We start from the raw sequence: 20,932 nt of genomic DNA on the forward strand, positions 1-20,932 counted from the left end.
TGGGTCCGACAGGTCCGCGAGCCCGTCCGCTTCGCCGACGCGCTCAACGCACTCGACGACGTCACCACCTACGTCGAGCTCGGCCCCGACGGCGTGCTCTCCGCCCTCGTCCAGCAGCCCGACGCCGTCACAGCGCCCCTGCTGCGCCGGGAGCGCGACGAGGCCACCACCGCCCTCACCGCCCTCGCCACCCTGCACGTCAACGGCACCCCCGTCGACTGGTCCCCGCTCTTCACCGGCGTCCAGCCCGCCGAACTGCCGACCTACGCCTTCCAACGGCAGCGCTACTGGCTCCGGTCGGTGACCTCCGCGGGCGTCACGGAGCCCGCCGAGGGCGGCTTCTGGAGCGTCGTCGAGCGCGGCGACCTGCCCGCGTTCGCCGCCGAGCTGGGCATCGACGTCGATGCCGCGGCCACCGTGCTGCCCGCGCTGTCGACCTGGCGGGCGCGCGGCCAGGAGCGGTCGCTGATCGACGGCTGGCGATACCGGGCCGTCTGGCGACCGATCGCCGATCCGGGCCCGGCCCGGATCGACGGCGCCTGGCTGCTGCTCGGGCCCGACGGCGAGGACACCGACACCCTCGCCGAGGCCCTGACCGGTCACGGCGCGACCGTACGGCGGCTGCCGACGGCGGACACCCCGATCGGCACCAGCGACCCGGGGGCGACCCGGGCCGAACTCGTTGCCCGTGTGCGGACGTTGGAAACGCCGCTCGCCGGCGTGCTCGCGCCGGCCGGCCCGCTCACCGAGACCCTCGCGGTCGTCCAGGCGCTCGGCGACGCCGGGATCACGGCGCCGCTGTGGCTGCTGACCCGCGGCGCCGTCACGACGGGCACCGCCGACCCGGCGGCCGACCCGCGCGGGGCGGAGACCTGGGGCTTCGGCCGGGTCCTCGCCCTGGAGCACCCCGACCGCTGGGGCGGGCTGATCGACCTCCCCGCTCGACCGGACGCCCGCACCGCCGCCCGGCTGGCCGCCGTACTGGCAGGCAGGCTCGGCGACGAGGCCGAGATCTGCGTCCGCTCCACCGGACTGCTGGTCCGGCGTCTGACCCCGGCGCCCCGGCGGCCCGGCGCGAGCTGGGAGCCGACCGGGACGGTCCTGGTCACCGGGGGCACCGGCGGCCTCGGCCGGCAGGTCGCCCGGTGGGCCGCGGAGCAGGGCGCCCGCCGCGTCGTGCTCGTCGGCCGCCGCGGCCCCGAGGCGGACGGCGTCCGCGAACTGGCGGCGGAGTTCGGCACCGTCGAGGCACGCGCCTGCGACCTGACCGACCGCGACGCGGTCGCGGCGCTGGTCCGGGAGTTCGACGACGAACCGGACCTGGCGATCGTGCACGCCGCCGGAGTACTGGACGACGGCGTGGTGGCCGGCCTCGACCCGGCCCGGCTCGACACGGTGCTCGCGGCCAAGTCCGGCGCCGCCTGGCAGCTCCACGAGCTGACGGAGCACCGTCCGGTCTCGGCGTTCGTGCTGTTCTCCTCGACCGCCGGTGTCTTCGGCAATCCCGGCCAGGCCAACTACGCCGCCGCCAACGCCGCCCTCGACGCGCTCGCCGAGCACCGCGCCGCCCTGGCACTGCCCGCGACCTCGATCGCCTGGGGCCCATGGGCCGAGGCGGGCATGATGGCCGACCACGGGAGCTCGGCGCAGTTCCGCCGCACCGGCCTCTCGCTGCTGCGCCCCGCCGCCGCTCTCGCCGCGATGGCCGCCGCCGTCGGCAGCGGCGAGTCGGCGGTCGTCGTCGCGGACGTGCGCTGGGACCGGTTCGCCGCCGAACTCGGCGCGCTCCGGCCCGCCTCCGTCCTCGCCGATCTGCCCGAGGCGCGCACACCGGCCCGCGAAGTGACCGTCACCGGCCGACTGCCGCTCGCCGTGCGGCTGGCCGACCTCCCGCCCGCCGAGGCGCGCCGGACGGTGCTGGCCGAGGTGCGCGAGCAGGCCGCGATCGTCCTCGGGCACGGCTCGGCGGACGCGGTGGCGTCCGACCGCTCGTTCCAGGAGCTGGGCTTCGACTCGCTGACCGCGATGGAGCTCCGGAACCGGCTGGCCGCCGCGACCGGCGTCACCCTGCCGGCCGCGCTGGTCTTCGACTACCCGGACGCCGAGCGGCTGGCCGACTTCCTGCTGCGGCGGCTGGTCGGCACCCCGGCCGAGGCAGGGCCCGCGGCCCCGACCCGCCCGGCCCCCGGTATCGCCGACGACCCGGTCGTGATCACCGGACTGGCCTGCCGCTTCCCCGGCGGGGCCGACAGCCCCGAGCAGCTCTGGGACCTGCTGGCCTCCGGCACCGACGCGATGGGCGGGTTCCCGACGGACCGAGGCTGGGACCTGGAGGCGCTCTACCACCCGGACCCGGAACACCCCGGCACCACGTACACGCGCACCGGCGGCTTCGTAACGGGCGCGGGTGAGTTCGACGCGGGCCTGTTCGGCATCTCGCCGCGCGAGGCGCTGGCGATGGACCCGCAGCAGCGGCTGCTGCTGGAGACCTCCTGGGAGGCGTTCGAGCACGCGGGCATCGACCCGCTGTCGCTGCGCGGCGAGCAGGTCGGCGTGTTCGCCGGCACCAACGGCCAGGACTACGTGGCGCTGCTGGACGAGGGGCCGGAGGGCGTCGCCGACTCGGCGGGCCACATCGGCACCGGCAACGCGGCGAGCGTGCTCTCGGGCCGCGTCTCGTACACCTTCGGGCTGGAGGGTCCGGCGGTGACGGTCGACACGGCGTGCTCGTCCTCGCTGGTGGCGCTGCACCTGGCGGCGCAGGCGCTGCGTGGCGGCGAGTGCTCGATGGCCCTGGTCGGCGGCGCCACTGTGATGGCGACCCCGACCGCGTTCGTCGACTTCTCGCGCCAGCGCGGCCTGGCGGCCGACGGCCGGTGCAAGTCGTTCGGCGCGGACGCCGACGGCACCGCCTGGGGCGAGGGAGCGGGCGTCTTCGTGGTGGAGCGGCTCTCCACTGCCCGGGCGGCGGGTCGTCGGGTGTTGGCGGTGGTGCGGGGTACGGCGGTGAACCAGGATGGTGCGTCGAATGGTCTGACGGCGCCGAACGGTCCGTCGCAGCAGCGGGTGATCCGGGCGGCGCTGGCGCAGGCCGGGCTGGATCCGCAGGACGTCGACGTGGTCGAGGCGCACGGGACGGGGACGTCGCTGGGTGACCCGATCGAGGCGGAAGCGCTGTTGGCGACGTACGGGCGCGAGCGCTCCGGTGAGCCGTTGTGGCTGGGGTCGGTGAAGTCGAACATCGGGCACACGCAGGCGGCTGCGGGTGTTGCGGGGATCATCAAGATGGTTCTCGCGATGCGGCACGAGACCCTGCCCGCGACGCTGCACGCAGACGAGCCGTCGCCGCACGTCGACTGGTCGGCGGGTGCGGTGGAGCTGCTGGCGCAGGCGCGGCCGTGGCCGGCGGGCGGGCGTCCGCGCCGGGCGGGCGTGTCCTCGTTCGGGATCAGCGGGACCAATGCGCACGTGATCCTGGAAGAGGCTCCGGTGATCTCGGCTCCCGACGTGGCCGCTGTGGAACTTCCGCTGGTGCCGGTGCTGTTGTCCGGCCGGACGCCGGAGGCGTTGCGCGCGCAGGCGGAGCGGCTGCGGGATGCGGCCGGTGAGGATGTACGGGCGTTCGGTGCCGCGTCGGTTCGGCGTGCCGGGCTGGCGCACCGGGCGGTGGTGCTGGCGGGTGACCGGGGCGCGCTGGTCGGCGGTCTGGATGCTCTCGCGTCCGGAGCCGGTGGGTTGACGGGCAGGGCACGGCCCGGCCGGGTGGCGTTCCTGTTCACGGGGCAGGGGGCTCAGCGGGTGGGGATGGGTCGGGGGTTGTACGAGGCGTTCCCGGTGTTCGCGGATGCGTTCGATGCGGTGGCGTTGCAGGTGGACGCGTATCTGGAGCGGCCGTTGGCGGTGGTGCTGGCGGACGAGGAGTTGATCCACCGCACCGAGTACGCGCAGCCGGCGCTGTTCGCGGTGGAGGTGGCGTCGTACGCGCTGCTCCGGTCCTGGGGCGTTGAGGCTGACGTGCTGGTGGGTCACTCGATCGGTGAGATCGCGGCTGCGCATGTGGCGGGTGTGCTGTCGTTGGCGGATGCTGCTGTGCTGGTGACTGCGCGCGGGCGGCTGATGCAGGCGCTGCCGTCCGGCGGTGCGATGCTGGCGGTCGGGGCCTCGGAGGGCGAGGTTCGCGAAGCGTTCCCGGACCTCGATCTCGCGGCGGTCAACGGTCCGGCGTCGGTGGTGGTTTCGGGCCCGGTGGAGGAGATCGAGGCGGCTGCTGCGGTGGCGGCCGAGCGGGGGTGGAAGGCCTCGCGGCTGCGGACCAGCCATGCTTTCCACTCCCGCCTGATGGACCCGATGCTGGACCAGTTCCGGTTCGTGGTCGGCGGGTTGGAGTTCGCCGCGCCGAAGCTCCCGGTGGTCTCGACCGTCACCGGCCGCCCGGTGGAGCCGGGGCAGTGGTCGGACCCGGAGTACTGGGTGCGGCAGGTTCGCGAGCCCGTCCGGTTCGCCGACGCGCTGGCGGCGTTGGACGGTGTCACCCGCTTCGTCGAGCTGGGCCCGGACGGTGTGCTGTCCGCCCTCGTCCAGCAGCCCGACGCCGTGACGGCGCCGCTGCTGCGCCGGGAGCGCGACGAGGTCACCACCGCCCTCACCGCGCTCGCGACCCTGTACGTCGACGGCGTCCCGGTGGACTGGCGCTCGCTGTTCGGCCGCGTCCCCCTCGCCGGACTGCCCACGTACGCCTTCCAACGTGAGCGGTTCTGGCCCGAGAAGGGGTTCCGCCCGCGCGTCGACCACGACGACGACGGCTTCTGGGCGGTGGTCGAGGACGGCGACGCCGACATCCTCGCCGACCGGCTCGGGGTGGACAGCGCCGTGCTGGCGGACCTGCTCCCGGCGCTGGCCGCCTGGCGGGCGCGCGGCCGTGAGCGGTCGTTGATCGACGGCTGGCGCTACCGCGACAGCTGGACCCCGGCCGCTCTCACCGACCGCGGGCGGCTCAGCGGAACGTGGCTGCTCGTCGGTGACGACCGCTTCGGCCTCGGTGAGCTGCTCGCCGGCCTGGGCGCCGACGTCACGCCGCTGCCCACCGGGTCGCGCGGCGAGCTCGCGGACCTGCTGGCGGACCGGGCGGCTTCGGGTGTGGTCACGGCTCCCGGTTCGGTCGGGGAGGCGCTGGCGCTCGTCCAGGCCCTGGCCGACGCCGGGTGCCGGGCACCGCTGTGGGTCGTGACCCGGCGTGCGGTGGCGACCGGCCGGGCGGACGGCGCAGTGGACGTCGACCAGGCGCAACTGTGGGGCTTCGGCCGCGCGGTGGGCTTGGAACACCCGGACTTCTGGGGCGGCCTGCTCGACCTCCCCGCCGCGGTGGACAGCCGGGCCGCCGGCCGCCTCGGGGCGGTGCTGTCCGGCGTGCTGGGCGCGGAGGATCAGGTCGCCATACGGAGCGGCGGTGTGCTGGTGCGGCGCTTGGCGCACGCGCCGGCGGCGTCGGGCACGGCCTGGCGACCGCGCGGCACGGTGCTGATCACCGGCGGCACCGGTGGGCTGGGCGCGGAGGTCGCCCGGTGGGCGGCGGGGGCCGGTGCGGAGCGGTTGGTGCTGGTGTCGCGGCGTGGGCTTGGGGCGCCGGGGGCTGCGGAGTTGGCGGCGGAGTTGCCGAACGCCGAGGTGCACGCGTGCGACCTGGCCGACCGGTCGGCCGTCGAGGCGCTGCTGGCGGTTGTCGGTGGCGTGGACGCGGTGGTGCACGCGGCGGGTGTGGCCGAGGACGTGCCACTGGTCGAAGCGGACCGGGCCCATCTGGATCGGGTGATCCGGGGCAAGGTCGACGGCGCCCTGCACCTGGACGAACTGGTCGGCGAGGTCGACGCGTTCGTGGTCTTCTCGTCCATCTCGGCGACCTGGGGCAGCAGTCGGCAGGCCGCGTACGGGGCGGCCAACACCGCTCTCGACGCCCTCGTGCTGCGCCGCCGTGCGGCCGGGCTCCCCGGAACCTCGGTCGCCTGGGGACCGTGGGCGAGCGTCGGCATGGCCGCCGGTGCCGAGGCGGCGACCGCGCTGCGCCGGCAGGGGCTGGTCGGCGTGGAACCCCGGCTCGCGGTGGCCGCTTTGGCGTCGGCGGTGGGTGCCGGGGATGACCTGGTGACGGTGGCGGATGTGCGGTGGGCGGAGTTCCTGCCGCTGTTCACGGCGGCCCGTGAGCGGCCGCTGCTGGCGGACCTTCCGGAGGCCGTTGAGGCGGCGGTCGCTTCGGAGGGCGGCTCGGGTCTGGCGGCGCGGTTGGGGGGTCTGCCGTCGGGTGAGCGCCGGCGGGTGGTGCTGGATCTGGTGCGCTCCGAGGTGGCCCGGGCGCTCGGCCACGCATCGGTGAACTCGGTCGAACCATCGCGTGCGTTCAAGGAGTTGGGCTTCGACTCGCTGACGGCGGTCGAGCTGCGCAACCGTCTGCAGGCGGCGACCGGGCTGGTGCTGCCCGCGACGCTGGTCTTCGACTACCCGGACGCGGAGCGGCTCGCCGCCTTCGTGCTGGGGCGCTTCGCGCAGGGCACCTTCGTCTCGGACGCGACCGTTGCCGAGGCCGTCGCGCCCGTCGCCGAGGATCCGATCGTGATCGTGGGGATGGGTCTGCGGTTGCCGGGTGGGGTGGAGACCCCGGAATCCTTCTGGGAGTTGGTCGCGTCGGGTGGGGACGGGATCGGCGGGTTCCCGTCGGATCGCGGCTGGGACCTGGACGCGCTCTACCACCCGGATCCGGAGCACGTGGGTACCTCTTACACGCGGCACGGTGGGTTCCTTTACGGCGCTGGTGAGTTCGATGCGGGTCTGTTCGGGATCTCGCCGCGTGAGGCGTTGGCGATGGATCCGCAGCAGCGGTTGCTGCTGGAGACGTCGTGGGAGGCGTTGGAGTCGGCGGGGGCTGATCCGCTGGGTCTGCGGGGTGAGCCGGTGGGCGTGTTCGTGGGTGCGTCGGTGATGGGGTATGGCGCTGGTCCGGTGGAGGCCGGGGACGGTGTCGAGGGTCATCTGCTGACGGGGACCGCCTCCTCGGTGATGTCGGGGCGGATCTCGTATTCGTTCGGGCTGGAGGGTCCGGCGGTCACCGTTGACACGGCGTGTTCGTCGTCGCTGGTGGCGCTGCATCTGGCGGCGCAGGCGCTGCGGGCGGGGGAGTGCTCGATGGCGCTGGTGGGCGGTGTCACGGTGATGCCGACCCCCGACATCTTCGTGGAGTTCTCGCGTCAGCGGGGGCTCGCGGCCGATGGCCGGTGCAAGTCGTTCGGTGCGGGTGCGGACGGGACGGGGTGGTCCGAGGGCGCGGGCATGCTGCTGGTCGAGCGGCTGTCGTCGGCTCGGGCGGCGGGTCGTCGGGTGCTCGGCGTGGTCCGGGGAACGGCGGTGAACCAGGACGGTGCGTCGAATGGTCTGACGGCGCCGAACGGTCCGTCGCAGCAGCGGGTGATTCGGGCGGCGCTGGCGCAGGCCGGGCTGTCGGCGTCCGAGGTGGATGCGGTGGAGGCACACGGGACGGGTACGTCGCTGGGTGATCCGATCGAGGCGCAGGCGCTGTTGGCGACGTACGGGCGTGACCGCTCCGGTGAGCCGTTGTGGCTGGGGTCGGTGAAGTCGAACATCGGGCACACGCAGGCGGCTGCGGGTGTGGCGGGGATCATCAAGGTGCTGCTCGCGATGCGGCACGAGATCCTGCCCGCGACGCTGCACGCCGACGAGCCGTCGCCGCACATCGACTGGACTGTTGGTGCGGTCGAGCTGTTGACCGAGGCGCGTTCGTGGGAGGCCGTCGGCCGTCCGCGCCGCGCGGGTGTCTCGGCGTTCGGGGTCTCGGGCACCAATGCGCACGTCATCATCGAGGAGCCGCCGACTGCGGAAGCGTCTGTCAAGTCGGTGGTGGAACTCCCGCTGGTGCCCGTGCTGTTGTCCGGTGACACGCCGGAGGCGCTGCGGGCGCAGGCGGAGCGGTTGCGGGGTGTGGCCGGTGAGGAGCTGCGGGCGTTGGGTGCCGCGTCGGTTCGGCGTGCCGGGCTGGCGCACCGGGCGGTGGTGCTGGCGAGCGACCGAGACGCACTGACCGGCGGTCTGGACGCGGTGGCGTCCGGAGCCGGTGGGTTGACGGGCACGGCCAGGCCCGGCCGGGTGGCGTTCCTGTTCACGGGGCAGGGGGCGCAGCGGGTCGGGATGGGCCGTGGGCTGTACGAGGCGTTCCCGGTGTTCGCGGACGCGTTCGACCAGGTGGCCCTGCATCTGGACGCCCATCTGGATCGGCCGTTGGCGGTGGTGCTGGCGGACGAGGAGCTGATCCACCGCACCGAGTACGCGCAGCCGGCGATCTTCGCTGTCGAGGTCGCCCTGCACACGCTGCTGGCGCACTGGGGTGTCGCACCCGACGTCCTCCTCGGCCACTCGATCGGTGAGATCGCCGCCGCCCACGTCGCGGGCGTCCTGTCGCTGGCCGATGCCGCCATGCTGGTCACCGCGCGCGGCCGAATCATGCAGCAACTCCCCTCCGGTGGCGCGATGCTGGCGGTTGGCGCCGCCGAGGCCGAAGCCCTGGAAGCCTTCCCGGACCTCGACCTCGCCGCGGTCAACGGCTCGGCGTCCGTCGTGCTCTCGGGCCCCGAGGCCGCCATCGACGCGGCCGAGGCGGTCGCGGCTGAGCGCGGCTGGAAGTCTTCGCGGCTGCGCACCAGCCACGCCTTCCACTCCCGCCTGATGGACCCAATGCTGGACGAATTCCGCACTGTCGTCGCCGGGTTGGCTTTCGCCGACCCGTCGGTGCCGGTCGTCTCCTCGGTGACCGCCCGCCCGGTCGAGCCCGGCCACTGGTCGGACCCGGAGTACTGGGTGCGGCAGGTCCGGGAGCCGGTTCGGTTCTCGGCGGCGCTGGAAGCGCTGGAGGGTGTCGCCCGCTTCGTCGAGCTGGGCCCGGACGGTGTGCTGTCCGCTTTGGTCCAGCAGCCCGAAGCTGTCACGGCGCCGCTGCTGCGCCGCGATCGCGACGAGGCCACCACCGCCCTCACCGCCCTCGCCACCCTGCACGTCAACGGCACCCCCGTCGACTGGTCCCCGCTGTTCGCCGGCGTCCAGCCCGCCGAACTGCCGACCTACGCCTTCCAACGGCAGCGCTACTGGCTGGAGACCCGCCCGGCGGTCGCCTCCGCCGCCGACCCGGCCGAGGCCGGGTTCTGGGCCACGGTCGACCGGGGTGATCTCGGCGCGCTCGCTACCGAGTTGGGCGTCGACCCGTTCTCCCCGCTGGCGAGCGTGCTGCCCGCGCTGACGTCCTGGCGGGCGCGCGGCCAGGAGCGGTCACTGATCGACGGCTGGCGCTACCGCGTCACCTGGCAGCCCGTGTCCGAGCCGGGGCCGGCGGCGCCGACGACGGGCACCTGGGTGCTGGTCGGCGCCGACCCCGTGGGGCTGGCCGAGGCGCTGGCCGGCCAGGGCGCGCGCGTCCTGGTGGTCGAGTCGGACGTGCGGTCCGTGCTGGCCGAGAGCCTGCGGGCCCTGGACGGCCCGATTGCCGGTGTGGTGAGCTTCGCAGCCCTGGGGTGCGCGCCGCTGCTCGACTCGCTCGCGGTGGTCCAGGCCTGCCTGGACGCCGGGGCGTCGGCGCCGCTCTGGTTCGTCACCCGGGGCGCGGTGGCGACCGGGCGGGCGGACGGCACGGTCGACGTGGAGCAGGCGCAGGTCTGGGGCCTGGGCCGCGCGGTGGGCCTGGAGCACCCGGAGTTCTGGGGTGGCCTGCTGGACCTGCCCGCCGACCTGGATCGTCGGGCGGCAGCTCGGATCGCCGCCGTCCTGGGTGGCGGGCTGGGTGCGGAGGACCAGGTCGCGGTGCGTGGCGGCGGTGTGCTGGTGCGGCGCTTGGTGCATGCTCCGGCGGCGTCGGGTACGGCCTGGCGGCCGCGCGGCACGGTGCTGATCGCCGGCGGCACCGGTGGGCTGGGGGCGCAGGTCGCCCGGTGGGCTGCCGGGAACGGCGCGGAGCGGCTGGTCCTGGTGTCGAGGCGCGGTGTCGAGGCGCCGGGTGCGGACGCGCTGCTCGCCGAACTCCCCGGTGCGGAGGCGCACGCCTGCGACCTGGCGGACCGCGAGGCCGTCGCGGCGCTGCTGGGCGCGGTCGGCCAGGTCGACGCCGTCGTGCACGCGGCGGGCGTCAGCGAGCACCGGTTCCTGGCGGAGGCAGACGAGGGCCACGTCCGCAGGGTCGTCGACGGCAAGGTCCTGGGGGCGCTGCACCTGGACGAGCTGGTCGGCGAGGTGGACGCGTTCGTGGTGTTCTCCTCGATCTCGGGTGTCTGGGGCAGTGGCGAGCAGGCGGCGTACGGTGCGGCGAACGCGGCCCTGGACGCGCTGGTGGCGCGGCGCCGGGCGCGGGGTCTGCCGGGGACGGCGATCGCCTGGGGACCGTGGGCCGAGGTCGGCATGGCCGCCGACGACGAGTCCGCCGATCAGTTGCGCCGTCGCGGATTGAACCCGATGGAGCCCCGGCTCGCGGTGGCCGCGCTGGCCTCGGCCGTCGGCTCCGGGGACGAGTCGGTGACGGTGGCGGATGTGCGGTGGGCGGAGTTCCTGCCGCTGTTCACGGCGGCCCGTGAGCGGCCGCTGCTGGCGGACCTGCCGGAGGCGGTCGCGTCGGTCGTCGTGCCGGAGGCGGAATCGGGTCTGGCAGCGCGGATGGCGGGTCTGTCGCCCACCGAGCGTCGGCGCGCGGTGCTGGACGTGCTGCGGGCGGAGGTGGCGGCCGCCCTCGGTCACACGTCGGCCGATGAGATCGAACCGTCGCGTGCGTTCAAGGAGTTGGGCTTCGACTCGCTCACGGCGGTCGAGCTGCGCAACCGCCTCCGCGCGGCAACCGGACTCGCCCTGCCCGCGACGCTGGCCTTCGATCACCCGAGCGCCGAGCGGCTGGCCGATCACCTGCTGGGGTTGGTCGCTGTCGGTACGGAGCCGGGCTCGGTGAACCCGCTCCTGCCGGTCTCCTCGGTGGACGACGATCCGGTCGTGATCGTGGGGATGGGTCTGCGGTTGCCGGGCGGGGTGGACTCGCCCGAGCGGTACTGGGACCTGCTGGCGGCCGGCGGCGAGGGCATCGGCGCCTTCCCGACCGACCGAGGCTGGGACCTGGCGGGCCTTTACCACCCGGACCCGGACCACCCCGGCACGTACTACGCCCGCGAGGCCGGATTCCTGGCCGGGGCGGGCGACTTCGACGCCGCGCTGTTCGGCATCTCGCCGCGTGAGGCGTTGGCGATGGATCCGCAGCAGCGGTTGCTGCTGGAGACGTCCTGGGAAGCCTTCGAGCGGGCCGGCGTGGACCCGAGGGCGGAACTGGCGGGACGCCCGGTGGGCGTGTTCGTGGGCGCCGCGTTCATGGGATACGGCACCGGGGCGGGCGAGCCAGGGGAGGGGTTGGAGGGTCATCTGCTGACGGGGACGGCGTCGTCGGTGATGTCGGGGCGGATCTCGTATTCGTTCGGGCTGGAGGGTCCGGCGGTCACCGTTGACACGGCGTGTTCGTCGTCTCTGGTGGCGCTGCATCTGGCGGCGCAGGCGCTGCGGGCGGGGGAGTGCTCGATGGCGCTGGTCGGCGGTGTCACGGTGATGCCGACCCCCGACATCTTCGTGGAGTTCTCGCGTCAGCGGGGGCTCGCGGCCGATGGCCGGTGCAAGTCGTTCGGTGCGGGTGCGGACGGGACGGGGTGGTCCGAGGGTGCGGGCATGCTGCTGGTCGAGCGGCTGTCCGCTGCTCGGGCGGCGGGTCGTCGGGTGCTGGGTGTGGTGCGGGGTACGGCGGTGAACCAGGATGGTGCGTCGAACGGTCTGACGGCGCCGAACGGTCCGTCGCAGCAGCGGGTGATTCGGGCGGCGCTGGCGCAGGCGGGGTTGGATCCGCGGGACGTCGATGTGGTGGAGGCGCACGGGACGGGTACGTCGCTGGGTGATCCGATCGAGGCTCAAGCGCTGCTGGCCACCTATGGGCAGGACCGTGACGGTGAGCCGTTGTGGCTGGGGTCGGTGAAGTCCAACATCGGCCACACGCAGGCGGCTGCGGGTGTGGCGGGGATCATCAAGATGGTTCTCGCGATGCGGCACGAGACCCTGCCCGCGACGCTTCACGCAGACGAGCCGTCGCCGCACGTGGACTGGTCGGCGGGTGCGGTGGAGTTGCTGACGGAGGCGCGTTCGTGGGAGGCCGTCGGCCGTCCCCGCCGTGCGGGTGTGTCGGCGTTCGGGGTCTCGGGCACCAATGCGCACGTGATCATCGAGGAGCCGCCGACTGCGGAAGCGTCCGTCGGTTCGGTGGTGGAACTCCCCTTGGTGCCGGTGCTGTTGTCCGGTGACACGTCGGAGGCGTTGCGGGCTCAGGCGGAGCGGTTGCGGGGCGTGGCCGGTGAGGAGTTGCGGGCGTTGGGTGCCGCGTCGGTTCGGCGTGCCGGGCTGGCGCACCGGGCGGTGGTGCTGGCGGGTGACCGGGGTGCGCTGGTCGGCGGTCTGGACGCGGTGGCGTCCGGAGCCGGTGGGTTGACGGGCAGGGCACGGCCTGGCCGGGTGGCGTTCCTGTTCACGGGGCAGGGTGCGCAGCGGGTCGGGATGGGCTGCGGCCTCTACGAGGCGTTCCCGGTCTTCGCGGACGCGTTCGACCAGGTTGCCCTGCACCTGGACGCCCATCTGGACCGGCCGTTGGCGGTGGTGCTGGCGGACGAGGAGCTGATCCACCGCACCGGCTACGCGCAACCGGCGATCTTCGCCGTCGAGGTCGCCCTGCACACGCTGCTGTCCCACTGGGGCGTCGCACCCGACGTCCTCCTCGGCCACTCGATCGGTGAGATCGCCGCCGCCCACGTCGCGGGCGTCCTCTCGCTGGCCGATGCCGCTGCCCTGGTCACCGCGCGCGGCCGGCTGATGCAGGCACTGCCCGTCGGCGGGGCGATGCTGGCTGTGGGTGCGTCTGAGGCCGAAGCCCTGGAAGCCATCCCCGACCTCGACCTCGCCGCGGTCAACGGCTCGGCGTCCGTCGTGCTCTCGGGCCCCGAGGCCGCCATCGACGCAGCAGAGACGGTCGCGGCCGAGCGCGGCTGGAAGTCTTCTCGGCTGCGCACCAGTCACGCCTTCCACTCCCGCCTGATGGACCCGATGCTGGACGAATTCCGCACCGTCGTCGCCGGGTTGACGTTCGCCGAGTCGTCGGTGCCGGTCGTCTCCTCGGTGACCGGCCGCCCGGTCGAGCCCGGCCAGTGGTCGGACCCCGAGTACTGGGTGCGGCAGGTTCGCGAGCCGGTGCGCTTCGCCGACGCGCTCGCGGCGCTGGACGGCGTCACCCGGTACGTGGAGCTGGGCCCCGACGGCGTACTCTCCGCCCTCGTCCAGCAGCCCGAAGCCCTCACAGCGCCCCTGCTGCGCCGCGACCGCGACGAGGCCACCACCGCCCTCACCGCCCTCGCCACCCTGCACGTCAACGGCACCCCCGTCGACTGGTCCCGGCTCTTCACCGGAGTCCAGCCCGCCGAACTGCCGACCTACGCCTTCCAACGGCAGCGCTACTGGCTGGAGTTCAGGACCCAGGCGGCCGATGTGGTTGAGGCGGGCTTCTGGGACCGGATCGAGCAGGGCGACCTGTCGGGCCTCGCCACGCAGCTCGGCATCGCGGAAACCGCCCTCGAAGGCGTGGTTCCGGCACTTGCCGACTGGCGGGCGCAGGGCAGGGAGCGTTCGACGCTGGACGGCTGGCGCTACCACGTCACGTGGGAGCCGCAGTCCGAGCCCGGCGCGGTGGCGCTCTCCGGCACCTGGGTACTGGTCGGCGAAGTGCCGCTCGCCGCAGCGCTGGAGCGGCACGGCGCGACCGTCGTCGCGGTTCCGGCGGGCGCAGACCTGCGGGGCCTCGACGCTGCCGGCGTTTTGGCTGCCCCGGCGTCGGTCGAGGACGCGCTGGCGTTGGTCCGAGCAATGGCGGAGGCCGGCTCCACGGTGCCGCTGTGGTTCGTCACTCGGGGTGCGGTGGCGACCGGGCGTGCGGACAGTGCGGTGGATGTGGGCCAGGCGCAGTTGTGGGGCTTCGGCCGTGCGGTGGGTCTGGAGCATCCGGAGTTGTGGGGTGGTCTGCTGGATCTGCCGGAGGTGTTGGATCACCGGGCGGAGGGCCGGATCGCTGCTGTCCTGGGCGGTGCGCTGGGTGCGGAGGATCAGGTCGCGGTACGCAGTGGTGGGGTGTTGGTGCGGCGTCTGGTGCAGGCGCCGGCGGCTTCGGGCACGGTCTGGCGTCCGCGTGGGACGGTGCTGGTCGCGGGTGGCACGGGCGGGCTCGGTGCGGAGGTCGCCCGGTGGGCGGCGGGGGCCGGTGCGGAGCGGTTGGTGTTGGTGTCGCGGCGTGGGCTTGGGGCGCCGGGGGCTGCGGAGTTGGTGGCGGAGTTGCCGAACGCCGAGGTGCATGCGTGTGATCTGGCGGACCGGTCGGCGGTCGAGGCGTTGTTGGCGGTGGTTGGTCCGGTTGATGCGGTGGTGCATGCGGCGGGTGTGGCCGAGGACGTGTCGCTGGTGGATGCCGATGCCGCGCATCTGGACCGGGTGATCCGGGGCAAGGTCGACGGTGCGTTGCATCTGGACGAGCTGGTGGGCGAGGTGGACGCGTTTGTGGTGTTCTCGTCGATCTCGGGTGTCTGGGGCAGTGGTGGGCAGGCGGCGTACGGTGCGGCGAACGCGGCGCTGGACGGGTTGGTGGCGCGTCGTCGGGCGCGGGGTCTGCCGGGGACGGCGGTGGCGTGGGGCCCGTGGGCCGAGGTCGGAATGGCCTCGGATGGTGGGACGGCTGAGCAGTTGCGTCGTCGTGGGCTGAGTCCGATGGAGCCGGCGCGCGCGATGGCGGCGCTGGCGTCGGTGGTCGGGTCGGACGAGGGTCTGGTGGTGGTGGCGGATGTGCGGTGGGGGGAGTTCCTGCCGCTGTTCAGCGCTGTGCGGGAGCGGCCGCTGTTTGCTCGGTTGGCCCCGGGTGAGGCGGTTGTGGTGTCGGAGGGGACGGGCCTGTCCGCGCGGCTGGCGGCGCTGTCGTCGGCTGAGCGCCGGCGCGTGGTGCTGGCCCTGGTGCGGGCTGAGGTGGCGGCTGCCCTCGGTCACACGTCGGCCGATGAGATCGAACCGTCGCGTGCGTTCAAGGAGTTGGGCTTCGACTCGCTGACGGCGGTCGAGCTGCGCAACCGCCTCCGCACGGCAACCGGACTCGCCCTGCCCGCGACGCTGGCCTTCGATCACCCGAGCGCCGAGCGGCTGGCCGAGTTCGTCCTGACCGAGGTCGGCGGCGAGATCGCGACCCCCGTGGCGGCGGTCGAAGTCACGACCGTGGCCGCCGACGACCCGATCGTGATCGTCGGGATGGGCCTTCGACTTCCCGGTGGGGTGGAAACTCCGGAGTCCTTCTGGGAGTTGGTGGCCTCCGGCCGGGACGGGATCGGCGGGTTCCCGTCGGATCGCGGCTGGGATCTGGAGGGGCTCTACCACCCGGATCCGGAGCACGTGGGTACCTCTTACACCCGGCACGGTGGATTCCTTTACGGCGCTGGTGAGTTCGATGCGGGTCTGTTCGGGATCTCGCCGCGTGAGGCGTTGGCGATGGATCCGCAGCAGCGGTTGCTGCTGGAGACGTCGTGGGAGGCGCTGGAAGCTGCGGGGGCTGATCCGCTGGGTCTGCGGGGCGAGCCTGTGGGCGTTTTCGTGGGTGCTTCGTTCATGGGCTACGGCACCGGGGCGGGCGAGCCGGGGGACGGGCTGGAAGGGCATCTGCTGACAGGGACGGCGTCGTCGGTGATGTCGGGGCGGATCTCGTACACCTTCGGGCTGGAGGGCCCGGCGGTCACGGTCGACACCGCCTGCTCGTCCTCGCTGGTGGCGCTGCACCTGGCGGCGCAGGCGCTGCGTGGCGGCGAGTGCTCGATGGCGCTCGTTGGCGGCGTCACCGTGATGCCGAACGCGGATGTGTTCGTGGAGTTCTCGCGTCAGCGGGGGCTCGCGGCCGATGGCCGGTGCAAGTCGTTCGGCGCGGGTGCCGACGGCACCGGCTGGTCCGAGGGTGCGGGCATGCTGCTGGTCGAGCGGCTGTCGTCGGCTCGGGCGGCGGGTCGTCGGGTGCTCGGCGTGGTGCGGGGAACGGCGGTGAACCAGGACGGTGCGTCGAACGGCCTCACCGCCCCGAACGGTCCGTCGCAGCAGCGGGTGATCCGGGCGGCGCTCGCGCAGGCCGGGCTGGATCCGCAGGATGTCGACGTGGTCGAGGCGCACGGCACCGGTACCTCGTTGGGTGACCCGATCGAGGCCCAAGCGCTGCTGGCCACCTATGGGCAGGGGCGTGAGGGCGATCCGCTCTGGCTGGGGTCGGTGAAGTCGAACATCGGCCACACGCAGGCGGCTGCGGGTGTCGCCGGCATCATCAAGATGGTTCTCGCGATGCGGCACGAGACCCTGCCCGCGACGCTTCACGCAGACGAGCCGTCGCCGCACATCGACTGGACTGCCGGTGCGGTCGAGCTGTTGACCGAGGCGCGGCCCTGGGAGGCGTCGGGCCGTCCCCGCCGTGCGGGTGTCTCGGCGTTCGGCGTCTCGGGCACCAACGCCCACGTCATCATCGAGGAGTCCCTGGAACAGGCAGAGGCAGCGACGGGCACCCCGCCGCTGCCGCTCGTGCCGGTGCCGCTCGCCGGTCACACGGCGGAGGCGCTGCGTGCTCAGGCCGAGCGGTTGCGTGACATGACGAGCGACGACCTCCCCGGGCTCGCCGCGGCAGCCGCGCGGCGTTCGGCGCTCACGCACCGCGCCGTGGTGCTCGCGAGCGACCGAGACGCAATGACCGGCGGTCTGGACGCGGTGGCGTCCGGAGCCGGTGGGTTGACGGGCAGGGCACGGCCTGGCCGGGTGGCGTTCCTGTTCACGGGGCAGGGGGCGCAGCGGGTCGGGATGGGGCGGGGGTTGTACGAGGCGTTCCCGGTGTTCGCGGACGCGTTCGACCAGGTGGCCCTGCACGTGGACGCCCATCTGGATCGGCCGTTGGCGGTGGTGCTGGCGGACGAGGAGCTGATCCACCGCACCGAGTACGCGCAGCCGGCGATCTTCGCTGTCGAGGTCGCCCTGCACACGCTGCTGGCGCACTGGGGCGTCGCACCCGACGTCCTCCTCGGCCATTCGATCGGTGAGATTGCCGCCGCCCACGTCGCGGGCGTCCTCCCACTCGCCGATGCCGCCATGCTGGTCACCGCGCGCGGCCGGCTGATGCAGCAACTCCCCTCCGGTGGCGCGATGCTGGCGGTTGGCGCCGCCGAGGCCGAAGCCCTGGAAGCCTTCCCGGACCTCGACCTCGCCGCGGTCAACGGCTCGGCGTCCGTCGTGCTCTCGGGCCCCGAGGCCGCCATCGACGCGGCCGAGGCGGTCGCGGCCGAGCGCGGCTGGAAGTCTTCGCGGCTGCGTACCAGCCACGCCTTCCACTCCCGCCTGATGGACCCGATGCTGGACGAATTCCGCACCGTCGTCAGCGGGCTGGCGTTCACCGAACCCACCGTCCCGGCGGTCTCATCCGTCACCGGCTGCCCGATCGAGCCCGGCCAGTGGTCGGACCCCGAGTACTGGGTCCGACAGGTCCGCGAGCCCGTCCGCTTCGCCGACGCGCTCAACGCACTCGACGACGTCACCACCTACGCCGAACTCGGCCCCGACGGCGTACTCTCCGCCCTCGTCCAGCAGCCCGACGCCCTCACAGCGCCCCTGCTGCGCCGGGAGCGCGACGAGGCCACCACCGCCCTCACCGCCCTCGCAGGCCTGTGGGTCAACGGCACCCCCGTCGACTGGAGTGCGCTGCACCGCGGCGTCCGGCCCGTGGACCTGCCGCCGTACGCGTTCCAGCGCCGGCGGTACTGGCTCGCGGCGTCCCAGGGCGCCGGCGACCTGAGCGCGGCCGGGCTGGACTCCGCAGGGCATCCCCTGCTCGGTGCGGTCGTGCCGCTGGTCGACGGCGACGGGATGCTGCTCACCGGGCGGCTCTCGCTCGCCGCGCAGCCCTGGCTCGCGGACCACGTGGTCGGCGGGGCGGCGCTGCTGCCCGGCACGGCGCTGCTGGAGCTCGCGGTCCAGGCCGCCCACCAGGTCGGATGCAACAGCGTGGAGGAGTTGACGCTGCACGTGCCGCTCGTCGTTCCGGACCGGACGCCGGTCCAGGTCCAGGTGACGGTGGACGGCCCGGACGAGCAGGGCCGCCGGGGCGTGCGCATCCACTCGCGGGACGAGCAGGGCGGCGGCTGGCGGCACCACGCCACCGGCTCCCTCGCCCCGATCGGCGCGGCGGCGGAGCCGGACGGGGCCGCCTGGCCGCCGGCCGACGCCGTGCCGGTGCCGCTCGACGGCCTCTACGCAGGTCTGCGCGACCTCGGCCTGGAGTACGGGCCGGCGTTCCAGGCGCTGCGGGCGGTCTGGCGGCGCGGTGACGACCTGTTCGCCGAGGTGCTCCTCGACGAGGAGCGGCAGCGCGAGGCGTCGCGGTTCGGGGCACACCCCGTGCTGGTCGACGCGGCGCTGCACGCGCTCAGCCTGACCGGCGAGGACGTGGCGGACGCGGCGGATCCGGCAGCCCGGCTGCCGTTCAGCTGGTCGGACGTCACGGTGCACGCCACCGGAGCGGACCGGCTGCGGGTCCGGATCAGCCCGTCGGGCGGTGACGCGGTCCGGCTGGACGCGTTCACGGCGGTGGGGCAGCCGGTCCTGTCGGTCGGCTCGCTGGTGCTGCGGCCGGTGCCGGCCGCCGGCGGCGGCGCGAACGACCTGTTCGCGGTCGACTGGGCACGGGTGCCGGCCCCGGCGGTGGCGGTGGCCTCCCCGCAGACGGCGGGCTGGGCGGTGCTCGGCGCGCCCCTGCCGGAGCTGCCGGACGTACCGGCGCAGGACGCCGCGGACGCCCCGGGAACGTCCGGCGCCCCGGTCCTGCTGGTGCCCGCCGGCGGCCGGGTCGCCGCCGGGGTGCCGGCGGAGGAGGCGGCTGCGGCGACGCACGCCGAGGTCCGCCGGGTGCTGGAGGTCGTGCAGCGCTCGCTGGCCGGCGACTCGCGGGTGGTGGTCCTGACCCGGAACGCCGTCCGGCCGCAGGGCGACGGCGTCGACCTCGCGGGGGCTGCGGTCTGGGGGCTGCTCCGCTCGGCCCAGCAGGAGAACCCCGACCGGTTCCTGCTGGTCGACCTCGACGGTGACACCGCGTCCTGGCGGGCGCTGCCGGCGGCGGTGGCCGCCGACGAGCCGCAGCTGGCCGTGCGCGGGGGCGCGCTCCTCGCACCGAGGCTGGCCCGCGCCGCCGACCCGACCCCCGTGCGGGCGAGCGACCCGGCGGTGGGTCCGTTCGGCACCGGCACGGTCCTGATCACCGGCGGCTCCGGCACGCTCGCGGGCGCGGTGGCGCGGCACCTGGTCGCCACCCACGGCGTCAGCCGCCTGGTGCTGGTCAGCCGCAGCGGCGGCGGGGAGGCGCTCGCCGAGGCGCTGCGCGCCGACGGCGCGCACGTCACGCTCGCCGCGGCCGACGTGACCGACCGGGCCGCGCTGGCCGCGGTCCTGGCGGGCATCCCGGCGGAGCACCCGCTCAGCGCGGTCGTGCACACCGCCGGCGTCCTGGCGGACGGGATCGTCGAGCAGCTGACGTCCGAGCGGCTCGCCCGGGTGCTTCGGCCCAAGGTGGACGGCGCGCTGCTGCTGCACGAGCTGACCCGGGACCTGGACCTGTCGGCGTTCGTGCTGTTCTCCTCCGCGTCGGCGGTCTTCGGGACGCCTGGCCAGGCGAACTACGCGGCGGCCAACGGGTTCCTCGACGCGCTCGCGCAGCACCGGCGGGCGCTCGGCCTGCCGGGGCAGGCGCTGGCGTGGGGGCCGTGGGCCGAGGGCGGCATGGCCGGGGACCTGGACGAGGCCGACCGGCAGCGGATGGCCCGGGCCGGGGTACGGCCGTTCGACACCGGGTCGGGGCTGGCGGCGTTCGACGCGGCCGTGCTCGCGGCGGCGGCGCCGGTGGTGCCGATCCGACTGGACCTGGCGGCCGTACGGGCGGGCGGGGACGTGCCGCCGCTGCTGGCCGGCCTGGTCCGCCGCCCGGCGGCCAGGGCCGTCGCCGCCGCGCCCGCGGCGGTGCCGGTCACCGAGCGGCTGGCGGGCCTGTCCGCCGAGGCCCGGCGCGAACTGCTGCTGGACCTGGTGCACGGCCACATGGCGACGGTGCTGGGCCACCCGGCCGACCACCCGATCGAGCCCGACCGGGGCTTCCTGGACCAGGGCTTCGACTCGCTCACGGCGGTCGAGCTGCGCAACGGGCTGACGGCGGCGACCGGGCTGCGCCTGCCGGCGACGGCCGTCTTCGACTACCCGACGCCCGCCGACCTGGCCGGGCACCTGTACGAGCAGCTGGCCCCGGCGGAGCCGGCCGCCGCCCCGCCGCTGCCCGCGCTGGCCGAACTCGACCGCTTCGAAGCCTCGCTGGCCGACGACGGGCTCGACCCGGCGGTACGCGACCAGATCGCCGACCGGCTGCGGAAGCTGCTGGCGGGCTGGGAGCCGACCGGCCCGGACGGGGTCGCCGACCTACTGTCGGAGGCCAGCGACGACGAGATGTTCGCGTTCATCGACAACGACCTCGGCCTCCAGTAGGCGCCGACGGGGGAGCGGCGGGGGTCCGTACACATGAGGCTCCTGCCGATCCTGCCCCCTGCTCGACCGGTCGACCTCGTCCCGTGGGCGCGGGCAGTTTCCGGCGGGCCGGTGGTGGCTGTCGACCCGCGGACTGCTGCGGGCAGCTGCGGGCTGCCGTGGGGCACTTCACGGCTGTCGGCAGCCCCGGCCGGCGGCCGAGGCCATGCCGGACGGCCGGCCGGGCGCAATCGGGCGCGGCGGCCTACGGCCTGCCGCC

The 20,932-nt window shown here is 74.5% G+C and carries 1 protein-coding gene; it reads left to right on the forward strand.

From position 1 onward, the window contains the following. Nucleotides 1-93: 93 nt before the first annotated feature. Nucleotides 94-20,673, forward strand: coding sequence for a type I polyketide synthase (locus ACFU74_RS03520; protein WP_380751098.1), 20,580 nt, complete (start codon nucleotides 94-96; stop codon nucleotides 20,671-20,673). Nucleotides 20,674-20,932: the final 259 nt, after the last annotated feature.

Origin of the sequence: Kitasatospora sp. NPDC057500, from assembly GCF_042802195.1 — a bacterium.
In the GTDB taxonomy this organism is placed as follows: domain Bacteria; phylum Actinomycetota; class Actinomycetes; order Streptomycetales; family Streptomycetaceae; genus Kitasatospora.